The organism is Peribacillus tepidiphilus, assembly GCF_009466385.1.
GTDB lineage: Bacteria > Bacillota > Bacilli > Bacillales > DSM-1321 > Bacillus_BN > Bacillus_BN tepidiphilus.
Window position 1 is genome coordinate 20,602 of the sequence record NZ_WIAQ01000008.1, and the last position, 17,119, is coordinate 37,720.

General features: G+C 38.5%; 16 protein-coding genes, 1 other RNA gene and 1 pseudogene. 2 read left to right on the forward strand and 16 right to left on the reverse strand.

The features are described from left to right. Positions 1-128: 128 nt before the first annotated feature. Positions 129-1,399, forward strand: a pseudogene (locus tag GD441_RS06860) (Tn3 family transposase); the annotation flags it as partial. On the opposite strand, the gene GD441_RS06865 reads toward GD441_RS06860, so the two are convergent. After that, the gene (locus GD441_RS06865; protein WP_225434161.1) at positions 1,378-1,587 is read right to left on the reverse strand and encodes a spermine/spermidine synthase domain-containing protein; all 210 of its coding nucleotides are present in this window, start codon (positions 1,585-1,587) and stop codon (positions 1,378-1,380) included. The pseudogene GD441_RS06860 and the gene GD441_RS06865 overlap by 22 nt on opposite strands. 99 nt (positions 1,588-1,686) lie before the next feature. On the opposite strand from GD441_RS06865, the gene ssrS reads away from it, so the two are divergent. Beyond that, positions 1,687-1,876: non-coding RNA, 6S RNA (gene ssrS, locus GD441_RS06870), on the forward strand. A gap of 125 nt (positions 1,877-2,001) precedes the next feature. Here the strand turns inward: ssrS and GD441_RS06875 are convergent. From GD441_RS06875 to GD441_RS06945, 15 genes are all read right to left on the reverse strand, one after another. After that, positions 2,002-2,562: a GNAT family N-acetyltransferase gene (locus GD441_RS06875; RefSeq protein ID WP_153125081.1), complete on the reverse strand. Its 561-nt coding sequence runs from the start codon at positions 2,560-2,562 to the stop codon at positions 2,002-2,004. A 290-nt stretch (positions 2,563-2,852) separates the two neighbouring features. Beyond that, the gene (locus tag GD441_RS06880; RefSeq protein WP_153125083.1) at positions 2,853-4,070 is read right to left on the reverse strand and encodes an ABC transporter substrate-binding protein; all 1,218 of its coding nucleotides are present in this window, start codon (positions 4,068-4,070) and stop codon (positions 2,853-2,855) included. 93 nt (positions 4,071-4,163) lie between these two features. Next, on the reverse strand, positions 4,164-4,871 hold the full coding sequence (locus GD441_RS06885) for an ABC transporter ATP-binding protein (RefSeq protein WP_153125085.1): 708 nt from the start codon (positions 4,869-4,871) through the stop codon (positions 4,164-4,166). After that, positions 4,864-5,628 (reverse strand): ABC transporter ATP-binding protein, encoded by a 765-nt coding sequence (locus GD441_RS06890; RefSeq protein ID WP_153125086.1) that lies wholly within the window; start codon positions 5,626-5,628, stop codon positions 4,864-4,866. The genes GD441_RS06885 and GD441_RS06890 overlap by 8 nt, the downstream gene beginning before the upstream one ends. A gap of 1 nt (position 5,629) precedes the next feature. Continuing rightward, positions 5,630-6,670, reverse strand: a complete 1,041-nt coding sequence (locus tag GD441_RS06895) for a branched-chain amino acid ABC transporter permease (RefSeq protein WP_153125088.1) — start codon at positions 6,668-6,670, stop codon at positions 5,630-5,632. Further along, on the reverse strand, positions 6,670-7,533 hold the full coding sequence (locus GD441_RS06900; RefSeq protein WP_153125090.1) for a branched-chain amino acid ABC transporter permease: 864 nt from the start codon (positions 7,531-7,533) through the stop codon (positions 6,670-6,672). The genes GD441_RS06895 and GD441_RS06900 overlap by 1 nt, the downstream gene beginning before the upstream one ends. 40 nt (positions 7,534-7,573) lie before the next feature. Next, on the reverse strand, positions 7,574-9,256 hold the full coding sequence (locus GD441_RS06905) for a long-chain fatty acid--CoA ligase (RefSeq protein WP_153125092.1): 1,683 nt from the start codon (positions 9,254-9,256) through the stop codon (positions 7,574-7,576). 299 nt (positions 9,257-9,555) lie between these two features. Next, positions 9,556-10,119 (reverse strand): TetR/AcrR family transcriptional regulator, encoded by a 564-nt coding sequence (locus GD441_RS06910; protein WP_153125094.1) that lies wholly within the window; start codon positions 10,117-10,119, stop codon positions 9,556-9,558. Between the two features lie 138 nt (positions 10,120-10,257). Continuing rightward, positions 10,258-11,427 (reverse strand): thiolase family protein, encoded by a 1,170-nt coding sequence (locus tag GD441_RS06915; RefSeq protein WP_153125184.1) that lies wholly within the window; start codon positions 11,425-11,427, stop codon positions 10,258-10,260. A gap of 239 nt (positions 11,428-11,666) precedes the next feature. Next, entirely contained in the window at positions 11,667-12,848 is a 1,182-nt protein-coding gene (locus GD441_RS06920) for a thiolase family protein (RefSeq protein ID WP_153125096.1), read from the reverse strand. 52 nt (positions 12,849-12,900) lie between these two features. After that, the gene (locus tag GD441_RS06925) at positions 12,901-14,049 is read right to left on the reverse strand and encodes an acyl-CoA dehydrogenase family protein (RefSeq protein WP_153125098.1); all 1,149 of its coding nucleotides are present in this window, start codon (positions 14,047-14,049) and stop codon (positions 12,901-12,903) included. A gap of 156 nt (positions 14,050-14,205) precedes the next feature. Beyond that, complete coding sequence (locus GD441_RS06930) at positions 14,206-14,607, reverse strand: MaoC family dehydratase (RefSeq protein ID WP_153125100.1); 402 nt, start codon at positions 14,605-14,607, stop codon at positions 14,206-14,208. After that, complete coding sequence (locus tag GD441_RS06935) at positions 14,604-15,053, reverse strand: MaoC family dehydratase N-terminal domain-containing protein (RefSeq protein ID WP_153125102.1); 450 nt, start codon at positions 15,051-15,053, stop codon at positions 14,604-14,606. The genes GD441_RS06930 and GD441_RS06935 overlap by 4 nt, the downstream gene beginning before the upstream one ends. A 23-nt stretch (positions 15,054-15,076) precedes the next feature. Then, positions 15,077-15,841: a 3-oxoacyl-ACP reductase FabG gene (fabG, locus tag GD441_RS06940; protein ID WP_153125104.1), complete on the reverse strand. Its 765-nt coding sequence runs from the start codon at positions 15,839-15,841 to the stop codon at positions 15,077-15,079. A 79-nt stretch (positions 15,842-15,920) separates the two neighbouring features. Beyond that, a complete protein-coding gene (locus GD441_RS06945; protein WP_153125106.1) occupies positions 15,921-17,096 on the reverse strand; it encodes an acyl-CoA dehydrogenase family protein in 1,176 nt (391 codons plus the stop codon). Positions 17,097-17,119: the final 23 nt, after the last annotated feature.

Consider the following 17,119-nt stretch of genomic DNA (forward strand, 5'->3'; position numbering starts at 1 on the left):
GTAAAATTAAGTAGTTGTAATTTATATGGTTGAATAGTTTCTTAAATGCAATTCAATAATTCTTGAAATAAAGGGATACCTTTCATAGGTGTCCATTTTATTTTTGAGGTGTCTAAATATTAGAAAAGGAAAGATCTTTTGAAATTCATGACAGACAAATACTTAGTCTGTTATCAAAAGGCCGTAAGGCTCAAGAAGAAATTCAGAAACAAAACGGTAAAAAGCTGAATGAGAAGGTTATACACTTTACTAACATCGGACATGCTTTAATTAAAGCAAAACAGGAAAAATTAGACGTTTTTGAGGTTTTAGAATCTGTTATTGAATGGAATTCTTTTGTCTCTTCGGTGGAAGAAGCTCAAGAACTTGCACGTCCTGCCGACTATGATTATTTAGACTTACTGCAAAAACGATTTTATTCTCTAGAAAGTATACGCCAACGCTATTAAAGGTATTGGAATTTCATTCTACAAAGGCAAATGAGCCACTTTTAAAAGCTGTAGAGATTGTCCGAGGAATGAACGAATCTGGGAAACGAAAAGTACCTGATGACTCACCTGTGGATTTTATTTCAAAACGTTGGAAAAAGCATTTGTATGAGGATGATGGTACAACAATCAATCGTCATTACTATGAAATGGCTGTTTTAACAGAACTTCGGGAGCATGTTCGGGCAGGAGATGTTTCAATTGTTGGTAGCAGACAATATAGAGATTTTGAGGAATATTTGTTTTCAGAAGATACATGGAATCAAACGAAGGAGAATACGAGATTATCAGTTAGTTTATCATTTGGAGATTATATGACAGAGAGAACCAGTAGACTTAACGAAAGGCTAAAGTGGTTAGCTGCCAATTCCAACAAGTTAGACGGGGTTTCTCTTGAAAAAGGAAAGCTGTCACTTGCACGCTTAGAAAAAGATGTTCCGGAAGATGCAAAAAAGTTTAGTGCGAGCCTTTATCAAATGCTGCCAAGAATAAAATTAACTGATTTACTAATGGATGTTGCTCATATAACAGGATTTCATGAGCAATTCACTCATGCTTCCAATAATCGAAAACCAGATAAAGAAGAAACAATCATTATCATGGCTGCCCTTTTAGGAATGGGAATGAATATTGGCTTGAGAAAGATGGCTGAAGCAACACCCGGACTTACATATAAACAATTAGCCAATGTATCTCAATGGCGCATGTATGAAGATACCATGAATAAAGCCCAAGCTGTATTAGTAAATTTTCATCACAAATTACAATTATCTTCCTATTGGGGAGACGGTACAACATCCTCGTCAGATGGTATGAGAATGCAGCTGGGTGTTTTGTCACTACATGCAGATTCAAACCCACATTACGGAACTGGAAAAGGAACCACCATCTATCGATTTACGAGTGACCAATCTTTTAGAAGTCTAAAAAATTCCCAGCTAAAAAGACGGCTTAGTTCAGGCAATTCTTCACTAGGTTCTGGAATGTCCACAAAGATGGCATCCCATTTCCCTTCGGTATTTTCAATAAAATTCCTGCCGTTTTCAATTTCTGTACGTACTTTAGAGTGATTTAAAGCACCTTCATTAAATTTGACCAAAGCTTCCAGATAGTTATGACGAATAATGAAGGTTAGGATAAAAAGTTATTTAGGAATTTTTTACGTTGAAATTCATTTATAAATCATGTAGTATTAGACTACAAGCTGCGTTGTACGTAATTTTAATTAAGTTTTAACCTTTAAGCTGTAATAGGGAGTTTAACATTGAACTGGAATGTCATGCCTCGTTATGTACAGGAGGACGACAGGAAAGGATCTGCAAACACCCACTTTGAGGAGTGGTGGTTTAAAACTTTCTTAAGCGAATTACGGCAAATGTGGCTTTTTCAATTGACGATTCAATCCAGTTCTTACTAAGAACTGGATTTTCGTTTTATATTCTATTGTTTTGAATAAAATTCCTTTATTATAGTTGTTTGAAACGGAGGACATCAATTCTACATCTTAATGTTACTAGAACACCTTTCCATACACACACGTATCTCTTAATTCCTGGCTGTCAGCCGAAAGAGAGTCATTTCTTAAAATTCCTTCTAACTTTAAACCAAGTCTTTCTGGTATGGCACGACTTTTTTTGTTTCTGGTGTCGCAGCGTATTTCTAATTTTCGTGCTTTTAACTCTTTTGTTGCGAAATCAACAATTCCTTGAACAGCTTCTGTCATATAGCCATTTCCACTGAATCTGGTGTCGATCCAGTATCCGATTTCAAACTTTGGGACAGACCAATTCATTCTGTGTAATCCAGAAGAAGCAACAAATTCACCTGAATCCTTTAAAAATACCAACAATCGTAGATCCTCTCTTTTTAAAAATTGAATATAGGATTCCCTTATATTAGCTTCTACATTCTCTTCTGATTGTTCTTGTTGGGCAAAAGGCATCCATGGCTTTAATTCTTGAATAGAAGCCTTTATCGCTTCATACACAGCTCTACCATCCCCTGGTAAGGGCATTCGTATGAACAATCTTTCGGTAGAAAATTGAGTGGGAAAGTCCATAAGCATTGGATTCATTTTGTTCACTCCTGTAAGTCTATTATTTTATAGGAAAATTTGAAATTAAAAAAATGAAATAAGAATGCTTTTTCTGGTGCTAATTCAGCTTTTTTCAAAGAGGACAGTACCTGTTCAATAACGGCTTCATGATCCAAATTGTCGTCCTTCCTTTCTATCTTTTTCAAATAACTACTCAATAGATACCTTTTTCTTATTTTCGGTTTTATAATCCTTATTTCCTTCTATCGAACAATAAAAAATTCTCAAATACAAAAATCCCTCGTACGTAGAGGGATTTTTAATTTAGATTACTTTACTTTTTTCAAAACAATTTTGCCATCTTCCACTGCAGCTATACTTAAGTCCGATTCAAAGCCACCGTCTGCTCCAACTTTGTTAATGTAGTATACTTTTTTATCTTCAGGTAATTGATCTAAGCCATCTTGAATATGCTCGCGTATAGCTTTTGCATCGTCAACGGAACCAGCAGCTTTCATGGCTTCAACAAATATGTGCATAGCAATATAATTAAGGCCTGCTTCAGAACCCGGGTCGACATTAAATTTCGCTCGGTAGTTCTTAACAAACTCCGGTATTGCTGGACTGTCTGAATTCACTAAAGGTAAAACTCCAATTGATCCCTCTAGAACATCATAAGAACCAGTAACTGCTTTCATTTCATCTAGCTTAGCCTGATCCATGATAATAAAGCCGCCCTTGAAACCTAATTCTCTTGCTTGTTTAGCTACTTTAGCTGTTGGTTCAGAAGCTCCACCGATAAACAAAACATCAGGCTTTTCTTTGAGTGCATTTGTTACCACTGTAAAGAAATCTGTTTCTTTTGAGAAGTCAATAGCTGACTTGAAAACGACCTCTCCACCACTTTTTTCCCAGTATGGAAGTAAGGTTTCTGTCCAATCTTTTCCGTATTGTGAGGCAGTTGGTAGTGCGGCAATTTTCTTTCCAAAGCGTTCCATTGCATACTTGCTGAATGGTTCCATATAGCCATCATATCGCGGTGGGATTCGAACGGTTAGTGTATTTCCACCTTCTGCAACTTTCGGCTCGCTCGTATAGGCTCCAATGATAAATTTGTCTATTTCGTTAAAGACTTGTAAAGCCATAACTCCACCACTATGTGGAGTGAAGATAATTGGTGTCTTATGCTCCTGGATCAGCCTTTTTGCGTTTGCACCTGCTTCGTTCGGTAAATATTTGTCATCTAATGGGACAAGATTGATTGTGTATGTTTTACCATTCACTTCAAAACCGCCGCTGCTGTTAATTTCGTCGACCGCCATTTTTACTCCATTTAATGTTCGCTCTCCATAAAATGCAGCAGGTCCGCTTAAAGGTCCAGTATAGCCAATATTCACTGTACTAGCTTCCGTTTTACTTTCACCCTTTGCTTCTTTCTTAGGTTCTTTTTCTTTTGTATTGCTAGATTGTGAACCGCTGCATGCAGCTAGACTAAAAATCATGGTGAAAATCGCAATGGCCAAAAGTAGAAATTTTCCTTTTTTCATGAATTACCCCTCTTTTCTTATTTTTAATATTCCGAAAATAATTGTGGTGACTTTGACTTCTCCACCTCCTTAAAAGATAAGCTCTACTTTAATTCAGGCACCAATATATGCCTTTCGAACTCGATCATTGGCAAACAACTCATCCGATGTACCTTGAACGACTATGACGCCATTCTCAAACACATAACCTTTATCAGCAATTCGTAAGGCAGCATTCGCATTTTGCTCAGCTAATAAAATGGTTGTTCCCTCTTTATTAATTTGTTTAATAACACTAAACATCTGTTCTACAATTAATGGAGCCAGACCTACGGAAGGCTCATCTAGCATCATTAGCTTAGGTTTAGACATCAATGCTCTGCCGATCGCCAGCATTTGCTGCTGTCCACCACTTAAAGAACCTGCAGCATCATTTCGTTTATCTTTTAAAATGGGAAATAACTCATAAACGTTCTTTAGTGATTGTTTAATCTCTTCTTTCTTTTTTCTATGCACATAAGCGCCCATTCTTAAATTTTCATAAACGGTCATACGAGGAAATAGTTTTCGTCCTTCCGCGCATTGGACAATCCCTGATTGAACAATGCGATCAGGAGACTTCTTGTCAATGGCGGTTTCCTGAAAAAGGATTTCTCCATGATAAGGTTTATTTAAACCGCTTATTGTTCTGAATGTTGTACTTTTCCCTGCTCCATTTGATCCTAACAAAACGACAATTTCTCCTTCGTTTACGTCAATATTCACATCATGAATCGCAGTAAAATTTCCATATTTTACAGAGACGTTTTTCAGCTTAAGCAATGGCGCTCCCTCCCAGATATGCCTTGATCACCATTTCATTGTTCTGAATTTCATTTGGAGTTCCTTCTGCTATTTTCTCACCATAGTTTAGAACCATAATTTTATGTGCCAATTTCATGATCATTTCCATTTTGTGTTCAATAAGACATACGGTTAGACCATTTTGAATCATTTTTTCTATTAGGAGAGCAAGACCTTCCGTTTCACCTGGATTTACACCTGCAGCTGGTTCATCAAGAAAGATAATTTCTGGATCAGTCGCTAAAGCGAGAGCAAAGGCAACCCGCTTTTTTTCTTCCTGAGAAATATTTCCAATCATTTTGTATGCAGCGCCCATTAACCCTACAAAATCTAAAACCTCTATTGCTTTTTCTTTGCATTGTTTTTCTTCTCTTTTTAAACGCTTCGTTCTAAAAATGGCATCCACTAGATTTGAATTTGTTCTGAGACGATGACCAACCATAACATTATCTAAAACGGTGGATTGTTCAAATAAATTGGTCGTTTGAAAAGTCCGAGCTACTCCAAGCTCAGCTATTTTGTTTGGAGGCAAATGGGTAATATCCTTGCCTTTAAAAAGGACCTGCCCTGAGCTAGGTGGGTGAAAGCCGCTTATTAAGTTAAAAAAAGTAGATTTGCCTGCTCCATTGGGACCTATAATTGCATTAATTTTTCCTTTTTCTATGGAGAAATTAACATTGTTTACAGCAACCAAGCCTCCAAATTTTTTCGTTAAGTTTCTTGTTTCCAAATACATACTAGCCCTCCTTCACTTGCTTTTCCGTCGCAGCTTGAATATCGAATCGTGGATCGTTTGATACAGCCCTTTTAAGCTCCATCTTTTGTTCCCTTTTTTGCAAGAACTTCATTCTCCAGCTAATAAAGCCTCCAACTAATCCTCTAGGATAGAAAATGATAAGCAATGTTAAAATCGGGCCAAAAATTAACATTCGATAGTCTTGTAGAAATTGAAGCTTCTGAGAAAGCCAAACAATAATAATTGTCCCTACGATTGGGCCTGAGAGCGTTCCAATTCCCCCAACTAATAGATAGATTAATAAGTCAAAGGTAATAGAAATGCCGCCAATATCTGGTCCAATGAATCGAATAAAGGATGCATAAAGGGCTCCTGATAAACCAGCAAAAAAAGTGGATACCACAAAAGACATTAGCTTATTTTTCATCGTTGAGATTCCTATTGTTATAGCTAAATCTTCACTGTTTCGAATGGCAATGTACGTTCTGCCTGTTAAGGAATAGACGATTCGATACATGATCAAAATCACTAAAAGCAGGAAGAACAAGACTAAAAAATATTTAGAGGTTGGTGTTTGAAATGAAATGGGCCCAATATTAGAAGGAGCAGGAATTCCAATTAAGCCCCGGACACCTTCTGTTAAACTGTCCCATTTATCAATAACTAAATAAATGATATACCCTACACATAGTGTATATATCGCAAAAAAGTGTTCTTTCGTTCTCAGTGCAATTAAGCCAATTAAAAATCCAAGTGCGCTCGTAATCAGACAGGATAGAATAAATGAAAGCCAGAAAGAAAGCCCAGCTTTTACCGTAAATAATCCAAGCGAATACGCTCCTATTGCAAAAAAGCCTGCATGTGCAAGAGATAAGTATCCAGTATATCCAGCGAGTAAATTTAAGCCGTATACTCCAATCATCCAAATGAACGATAGGGTCATAATGTGAATATAGTAGTCATTTTGAGTGATGAAGGGAAAGGCAATCGAAAATAAAAGCAATCCGATGATAATGTTCCTTTGATTGAAAACTCCAGACATTAATGCCCCCCCTTTGCAAACAAACCAGTTGGCTTAACGGTTAATATTATGACAAGCAAAATAAAAGCTATAAGATCTTTGTAATCGTTTGAAATATAAGTTGCTCCCAAACTTTCACTGAAACCTAAAATATAACCGCCGATTATCGCCCCCGGTATGCTGCCCATTCCGCCTAAAATAATAATAACGAATGCTTTTAATATAACTAGGTGGCCCATTCCTGGGAATACAAGATTAATGGGAGCTGCAAGAGATGCAGCGAGTGCTGCGAGACCACCTGAGATCATAAAAGTTAACATCGCGACTTTGTTCGTGTTAATTCCAACTAAATTCGCTCCTTCGCGATTTTGGGCCATGGCAATAATAGTGGCGCCAGTAAAGGTTTTTTTCAAGAAGAGGTAAAGCAAGATCATGACGATAATGGCTGAAACAATGATGAGGATTCTTTGTAGAGTAAAGGTTAGACCAAATAGGTTTACTACCTGACCATATGGTGTAGGCATCGTTTGATAGTCAGCCCCCCATACAAATTGAGCAAAAGCTTCGAGAAATAAGAGGATCCCGATTGCAGCAATTTTATCGTGTATGGGAGGTGCATCTCTTAGAAGATTAAACACAAACCTTTCCATCAAAACTCCAATGAATCCTACAGCAAGAACAGAAACGATAATGGCTAGCCAATAGTGGAACCCCAGTTTGGTCATCATGGTTAATGTAATGTATCCTCCCATCATGTATAAGGCTCCATGTGCAAAATTGGGTATGTGTAATATTCCATAAACCAGTGTTAATCCTAAAGCAACCATACTGTAAACGCTTCCAATTGTAAGTCCATTAAATAATTGCTGTACGAAGATCTCCAATCGCTCTCCTCCTCTTGAATTAGATTAAGTTATTCACTGCTTATCTTAATTGATTCATTTTTTGGGCGTTTTCTAATTCCTCTTCCTGGAGTTTACGCCATAATATTTTTCCACTGCTTGTTATTGGGAATTGCTTTTTAAACTCAACATAACGAGGATACTTATAAGCGGCCATGTGTTCTTTCGCCCATTCAATAATATCTTCTTCACTCACTTTTCCTTCATAACCTTCATGTAAAATAACAAACGCTTTAACAGTTTCGCCTCTCTTTACGTCTGGTACTCCCACTACACATGCCTGTTGGATGGCTGGATGTTTATATAGGTAGGACTCCACTTCAGTTGGCCAAACCTTAAAACCTGAAGCATTGATCATTCGTTTGACTCGATCAACAATGAAGAAATAGCCCTCCTCATCATAACGGCCGATATCTCCTGTTCTGAAAAACTTTTTGCCTTCAATCTCGATAAAGGATTTTTTATTCTCTTCTTCCCGATTATAATAACCAATCATCACTTGAGGACCATTTACAATGATTTCTCCGACTTCACCTACTCCAAGTTCTTTTAATGTCAATGGATCTATGATTCTAGCATCCACATCAAAGGAAGGAATACCTAAACATTGCAGTTTTGGCCGATCAGGTGGATTAGAATGCGTCTGGGCAATCGTTTCTGAAAGACCATACCCTTCTACAAAATGTACTCCGGTCAATTGGTGGAGTTTTTCCCCAACAGCTTCTGGTAGGGTTGCACCTCCTCCAGCAATAGATGTTAGAGAGGAAATATCCTCTGCTTTTAATTTTGGATTGGATAAAAAGTCAATAATCATTGTGCTAATGGTCACCCAATGAGTGCACTTTTGGTTTTTGATAAGCTCTACAGCAATTTCGCGGTTCCATCTAGTCATAATAACCATAGTACTTCCACTGTAGATAGGCATATGCATGCTGTGAATCATTCCTGTCACATGGAAGAACGGCAAAGTCCCTAAATGAACAGTATTGCTGGTAGCACGTGCCCAGTGATATGAACCCACTGTATTTGCTTGTACTGTCCGATGTGTATGCATGCAACCCTTTGGTAGACCTGTTGTCCCTGAAGTGTAAGGAAGAACGGCAAGATCGTCTCCAGTTGAGATATGCTCCCCTGGCGAATAATTGGCCTGGAGTGCATCATTCCAAAGAAAATGATTGGCCTGACTAAAAACCGCCCTTGGTGCTTCAACTTCTTTTGGTAAACTTCCTTCAAATGTATCGTCAATATAGTCAGAGTAAGCTGTAATAATGAGGTTGGTTAATGAGGTTGTCTCAAGCAACGGGCAAACTTTTCCATATAATTCCTGACCAACAATAGCAGTCTTTATTTCACAATCTTTAACGTAAAACTCTAATTCATCAGCTGTAAGCATAGGGTTAATAGGAACAACCACTGCATTTGCTCTTAATATGGAGTAAAACCCAATAATGAATTGTGGAGAATTTTGCATAAATAATAGGATTTTTTCTCCTTTACATACACCTAATTTATGTTGCATGTAGCCTGCAAGAGCATTGACTTCCTGGTGTAATTCGCTGTAATTCATTTTTTTACCATAATAATAGATTGCATCATTATCAGGATATCGGTTAGCAGTGACTTTGAGGTTATCGTATAGAGTAGTGGCAGGGACAGTTAAAGACTTTGTAATTTTAGGCCAAAATTCATAATGGAGGGTAAGCATGTGGATCTCTCCTTTTATAAAATATTTTTTTATAGACACCTGCAGGTCATACATATTGGCTTCCAATGGTGCGGATGAATATTACTGAATTATGTAAATATTCAGTATTTTAAAGCCGTAATAGGTAATAGAAGGAAGAGTATCTTCACAAAGTGCATCCCATACATCATTGTTCACGGTACTCTTCCATAAATACTAACTAGTCAGTATAATAAATATGAAGTGAATAGATCAACAAATGCCTAAAATCACAAAATGAATGATAGAAAAGTATTTTCTATGTAGTAACAAAGGATTCATTATTTTTTAATCCCATTTAAAATCAAATCCATATAAATTTCAGTAAGTTTTTCTTCAGAAACGGCACCCTCTGGATTAAACCAGTAATAACTCCAATTTGTAATCCCTAAAATCCCAAATGTAAGCATATCAGGGTTTAGGCTATTTTTAAATTCTCCTTTACTTATCCCTTCTTCGATTAATTTTTGGTAATTTTCCCTAAATAAAGTTCGTTTCGCTTTGATTTCCTTAAATTGATGTTCGCCTAAATGCCTCATTTCTCGAAAGAAAATTCTTGCACTTCTTCTTTGCGATTTAATATTGTGGATGAGCATATAAACGATCTCATAAAGCTTTGTCATACAATCCTTTTCACCATCATGTATAATGGCTTCTTGTTGTGTTACAAGATCCTCAATATAGGTCAAGCAAATATCCTTTAACAATTCTTGTTTACTATTATAATAATAGTAAAAGGTTCCTTTCGTTACCCCGATTGAATCGACAATGTCTTGAATAGATGTTTCTTTAAAGCCTTGTTGGTCAAATAAATGAATACTTGTATCTAGAATTTTTTGCTTCATTTGTTATAATCCTCTCATTTAGTAGAAATTTTCAGTAATATTATAGCATAATAATTACTTCTTTATTTATTCTACTAAATTTATAAATATCCATTAGCTTATTGTTTTTTTGACAACCTTGATATATCGAGCCATCTATTATTCACGTTCAATGATGGTTGCAATCCCTTGGCCTCCGCCAATACAAGCAGTAATGAGTGCATATCTGCCGTTGCATCGCTTTAATTCATAGACGGCTTTTGTTGTCAGTATGGCACCAGTCGCACCAAGAGGATGTCCATGTGCAATTGCACCGCCATTCACATTAACTTTTTCAGGATCCATTCTAAGCTCCCTGTTACAAGCAATCACTTGGGCCGCAAAGGCTTCATTGATTTCAATAAGATCCATTTCCTCAAGTGTAAGCCCCGATTTTTCTAAAACTTTTTTGGTGGCTGGAACAGGACCAATCCCCATAATATTTGGATCAACACCTGCTGTTGCATATGCTCGAATTGTGGCTAATGGAGTTGCACCTAGTTCCTCCGCTTTTTCTCTCGACATGATAACAAGTGCAGATGCTGCATCATTTAATCCTGAACTATTACCAGCCGTTACCGTTCCCTCTTCTAAAAATGCTGGCCGGAGTTTTGATAGTCCCTCGATTGTTGTTTGCGGACGTGGGTGTTCGTCTGTTTTAAATGTGATGGATTCTCCCTTTTTGACAGCTATACGAATAGGTACGATTTGTTCATCAAAACGACCTTCTTCCATTGCTTTGGCCATTCTTTGCTGGCTTCGAAAAGCAAATTCGTCCTGTTCTTGTCTGCTAATCTTATATTTTTCAACTAGATTTTCAGCTGTAATGCCCATAGGAGGATCTCCGATTTCTTTTGGTGAAAGCTGAGACTTTCTAAACGATGGTGGCACTGGACTAAATGGTCGGTCCGGACGGTCCATTAAATAGGGAGCGCGACTCATACTTTCTGTTCCCCCTGCAATATAGATATCGCCATCCCCTGCGCGAATAGCTTGGGCAGCTAAGTTTATGGCATTGATCCCTGATCCGCACTGTCTGTCAATCGTTAAACCAGGTAAATCTAAGGATAGACCAGTTTGTAGGGCTGTTAATCTCGCAATATTTCCCCCGCCGCTTAGGACATTTCCAATAATGACATCATCTATCATCTCAGCACTTATGTTTGCTCGTTTCACAGCTTCTTTTATCACTTCAGCTCCTAAAACATGTGCTGGAACAGATGCAAGAGCACTTCCTTGTCTTCCAATTGCAGTTCGAACAGCCGATACAATTACCGCATCTCTTTTCAATAGATCCTTCACTCCCTCGTATTCTTTTTCCAGTGACTTGTGCAGCATGAATGAATCTTTCAGTTTCAAGTAAGGACTAATATAAATGATCGTTTCAATAATCTTTTATCGTACTAACTAGTCGGTATGTGTTAATACCAATATTAAGCAAAGATTTCAGAATCTTCAACTTCGTTTTTTGTCGAATATTATATGATTCTTTGGGACGTACTCATCCTGTGTTCCCCTATCAGTATGGATTAAAGAAGCTCTAACAAAATAGCCATACCTTGACCCCCACCCACACAAAGGGTTGCTATTCCACGTTTTTCGCCTCTCCGTATCATTTCATATAGCAGAGTGATCATAATTTTGGCACCTGTTGCCCCAAGTGGATGTCCAAGCGCGATTGCTCCCCCATTTACATTAACCTTTTCGATATCTAAATGAAGCTCACGAATAACGGCTAATGATTGGGAAGCAAAGGCTTCATTTAATTCAATTAATCCGATTTCATTAAGGTTTAAACCTGTACGGGCTAATAGCTTTTTTACAGCAGGAACTGGCCCAATTCCCATTACTTCAGGAGATACACCTGAGGCAGCCCAATCCACAATTTTAGCCATCGGCTTTAGCCCCAGCTTTCGAGCATTTGTTGCGGAAGTCAATACCATTGCTGCTGCCCCATCATTTCTTCCACATGAATTCCCCGCAGTAACGGTACCATTTTCTTTAAAAACCGGTCGCAGCTTGCTTAGCATGTCAATGGTTGTATCTGGCCTAGGATGTTCATCTTTTTCAAAAAGAAAGGAGTTTTTTCTCTCTTTTACTTCGACAGAAACCATTTCGTCTTGAAATTTTTTTTCTGTCATAGCACTTATGGCACGACGCTGGCTTTCAAGCGCGAAAGCATCTTGATCTTCACGTGAAATAGAGTATCTTTCAGCTACATTTTCAGCCGTGATCCCCATTCCTAATTGACTTCCGTAAATTTCAATGGGCTGCTGGCCTGCTTCTGTATTGGAGTCCACGAGCTTTGCATTATCACCTCCGAAACGAGAATTTCTCAAGTATATAGGTGCATTACTCATGCTCTCGGTTCCTCCAGCAACGACAATATTCGCCTGTCCAAATGCAATTTGCTGTGCAGCAGATGCAACGGCTTGCATACCAGATGCGCATAGGCGGTTTATTGTAAATGCTGGTGAAGATTCTGGAACACCAGCCCTTAATGCTGCCACTCTAGCGACATTTGAAGATTCAGTGGATTGTCTTACTTCTCCTAAAATCACTTCGTCTACTTGATTTGCCGATATACCTGCTCTTTTTATCGCTTCTCTTATTACAATGGAAGCTAGATGCCCGGAATTCAGGCTTTTTAATGACCCTCCGTACCGACCAACCGGTGTTCTTACTGCACTGACAATGACAATGTCACTCATCCTTCCACTCCCCTTATTCACTTGGTTTAACCATTCAACTAGCCCACAGCGATCAGCTATATTCTTTCTCTAATTGAGAAGCGATGATATTTTTCTGTATTTCAGAAGTCCCTTCATAAATCCTTGTAATTCTCGCATCTCTGTAAAATCGTTCAACTGGGTAGTCAGCTATGTAACCTAGTCCTCCATGAATCTGTACAGCTTTATCAGCTACTCTGTTATAAACCTCGGAACCATAAAGCTTTAACATGGCAGCTTCTTTTATAACCTTCATTCCTTGATCCACCATCCAGGCAACACGATAAGTAAAGGAACGAAGAGCTTCAATTTCGACAGCCATTTCAGCTAGCATATGTGCAACTGCCTGATGGTTCAAAAGAGGTCTTCCAAATTGAATACGATTCTTAGCATATGACACTGACAGATCAAGAAGCTTTTGACAGGAGCCTAGATTGCGTGATGCTAGTCCTGCCCGACCATTGGCTAGGATTTTTAATGCATTGACATAACCCTGACCTTCTTTTCCAAGAACATTTTCAATAGGAACCTCGCAATCTTCAAATAGTAATTCCGCAGAATGGGAACCTTTTAATCCCATTTTTTTCTCGATCGCTCCTACTTTGAAACCTGGAAAATCTTTTTCTACAATAAAGGAAGTGATCCCCTTTGCCCCTTTTTCTGGATCTGTTACTGCCATTACTGTAAAGATACTTGCTTCTGTTGCGTTCGTAATATAATGTTTAATGCCATTTAATATATATTTATCGCCTTTTTTTACAGCTGTAGTTTTCAGGTTGGAGGCATTGGAGCCTGCTTCCGGTTCAGTCAAAGCAAAAGCACCTAGCTTTTCCCCACTCGCCATGTATGGCAGGTACTTTTTCTTTTGTTCTTCATTCCCCATTTCAACGATTCCTACCGTTCCGATTCCAGTATGTGCACCGATTAAAGTTGTATATCCATTGTGAGTTTGACCAATTTCCTCGTACAATGCACATTTGCCAACCATGCCTACTCCAAGTCCGCCATATTCCTCTGGTATACTTAACCCGAAAAGACCGATTTCCTTAGACAAATCGATAATTCTTTGCGGGATTTTATTTTCCTCTTCAATTTGCATAGCAACGGCTTCCACTTCATTTTGAATAAAGTCCCGTACGTTCTGTTTCAAAAGTTGAATGTCTTCACTTAATTCAAAGTTCATGGACTCACCTCCCTTCATTTTGCAAATAAATGATCGAAATGAACCCGGCAACAAAAAGGATTTTCTTCTGTCACCGGGTAAAAAATAAAACGGGGGAATGGGGAGAATGCGCTTTCATCTTTGTTTAGGAAAGGTGAAACATTGTAGGAATGAAACTCATCCTATTGAAAATACTACCTCTCCCTTTATGACTTCTTTTCCATCTTGGTTAACAGCTAGGACATTAAAACGGAGTTTATTTTCTGTTTTTTCTTTCAACGTTGCTTTCAGTGTAAGGATATCGTTTAGAAAAACCATTCCATTAAACCTGATCGAGTAATCCTGAATAAACCCTTCCTCATAATAGGAAGTAAAAAGCTTTGCTAAGTTTCCCATGGTCCACATTCCATGAGCAATTATGCCGGGTAATCCAGCTTTTTTTGCCTCTTCATCGATTGTATGAATCGGGTTATAGTCACCTGACGCACCGGCATATTTGATCAAGTCCAGTCTTGATACTGGCTCTAGTATTACTTCATTTAGAGAATCACCGACTTGTAGTTCTGTTAAACTATTCATACCATCAACACCTTTCTAACAGCTTCTGTAATGATGACTACTTGTTTAGAAGTGAAGATCGTATTCCCCTGCATGTCTTTGCCATTGCTTGTTAATACCAGGAAGCCCATTTTTCCGTTATTCCCAGTTTTTTCATAGTAATCCTTTATTTCTGAATAACATAAAATTTCTTCCCCAACGAATAGAGGTCTTTCATAATGATAAATTTGTTCTCCATGAATGAGTCCTTTATTTGGAAGGTTTAATCCTTCAATGACGCCGTAATCAAAAACTCTTGGAAAGGTTGGAGGCGCAATATTATTTTTATATCTGGATTGTTTACCTGTCTCCTCATCCAAATAGATGGGGTGCGGGTCACCAATGGCTAATGCAAACTTTTTCACAGCACCTCTTTCGACAATGTTTTTTACCTTCTTGGATCGTATTCCAATATATTGTTCGAACATATCATGTATCCCTCACTTTCTTATTAACATCTTGGCCCACCGGCGACATACAAAACCTGACCGTTGACAAAGGATGATTTCTCATCTGCAAAAAACGCGACTGCGTTTGCAATATCCGATGGTTTTCCACTTCTGGCTACCGGGATATTCGCAACGCTTGCTTTAATTAGATCATCAAATGAAATTCCGATTCTGTTTGCGGTTTCTCTTGTCATTTCAGTCTCAATAAACCCAGGTGCAACTGCATTTGCCGTAATTCCAAATTTTCCAAGCTCAATGGCAAGTGTTTTTGTAAATCCTTGTAAACCTGCTTTTGCTGTGGCATAATTGGCCTGCCCCCGGTTCCCGAGTGCGGATGTTGAAGAGATATTGATGATTCGTCCATACTTATTGTTGACCATGTATTGTTGAACAGCGCGAGCCGTATTAAAAGAACCTTTTAGATGGACATCCATTACGGTTTGCCAATCAGAATCTGTCATTTTGAATAAAAGGTTATCTCTGATTACCCCTGCATTATTGACAAGAATGTCAACAGAGCCAAACGTTTCATATACTTCCTTGACTGCATGCTCTACTTGCTGTGCATCAACGACATTAGCAACCTTGGAATATACATCATACCCTTTTTCTTTTAATTCACTTGTTGTTTCACTTAGTGCTTCTTCATTTACATCGATCAGCGCTACTTTTGCCCCTTCTTCAGCAAAAAGCTGAACGATTCCTTTCCCGATTCCCCGGCTACCGCCAGTGACAAAAGCGACTCTACCATCAAATCTTCCAGCCATATTTCTTTCCTCCAGTTCTTATTTTTTTCAAGATCAACTAGTAATTAAAAGAGTATAATAGATTGTGAATGTTGATTCATTATACGTATTGCCCCACTTTTACATGTCCTTTAATTAGATTTCTAGCAATGATCATACGTTGGATTTCATCTGTACCATCGTAAATTCTCCATAATCTCGCTTCTCGGTACCAGCGTTCGATCGGCAATTCTCTCGTATAACCCATTCCTCCATGAATTTGGAGAACACGATCCACCACCCGATTACCGATATTCGATCCATATAATTTAGCCATAGAGGCTAAGTGGCGATTATCTTCCCCTTGATCTAGCGTGAAGGCTGCATTTAGTACAAGCCATCTGGCTGCCTCAATTTCAACCGCCGAGTCAGCAATTTGCCATTGAATAGCTTGTCTTTCAGCAATCGGTTTGCCAAACGTGATCCGTTCTTTTGAATAATCAATCGCCATTTGCAGCAATCTTTCAGCAGATCCGACTGCACGTGCACCAACAATCCACCTAGCAAACCCAATCCATTCAAGTCCAAGCTTATAGCCACCATGTACTTCGCCTAAAATGTTCTCTTCCGGCACACGAACATTGTCAAAAATTAATGCTGCTGGCCCCCACTCTCCCATTGTGTCTATATACTCGGATCTCCAGCCCATGTCACGGTCAGCGATAAAGCACGTGACACCGTCTCGGCCTGTCGCCTTATGTTTTTCTTTATCTGTGATCGCAATGACCATGACAAAGTCCGCTTCGTTTCCGCCCGTAATAAACGTTTTTTCTCCGTTTAGCACCCATTCATTCCCGTCTTTCACTGCGGTCATTTTAATGTTTCTTGTGTCAGAGCCAGCGTCAGGTTCTGTCATGGCAAAACACGACTTCTTCTCTCCATTGATGGTAGGAATTAAGTATTTTTTCTTTTGTTCTTCATTTGCATAATAGAGAATATTATCTGCTGATCCTCCAAAATGAAAAGGAACAAACGTTTTTGAAACCTCCATTAATACGATGGCCATCATCATTTGGCCTAAATCAGCACCTCCATACTCTTCAGGCGTGTTGATTCCCCAGAACCCAGCTTCCTTTGCTTTTAGTTGAAGTTCTTTTAGTTTGCCTGGTGGTAAACTTGGTCTGCCTTCTCTTTCATTTCTTAGTACTTCATTTTCAAGAGGCATGAGTTCTTTTTCTACAAACTTACGAATTGTTTTTTGTACCATTTTTTGTTCATCTGTTAGGCGTAAGTACATTTCATCCACTCCATTCGGAAAGA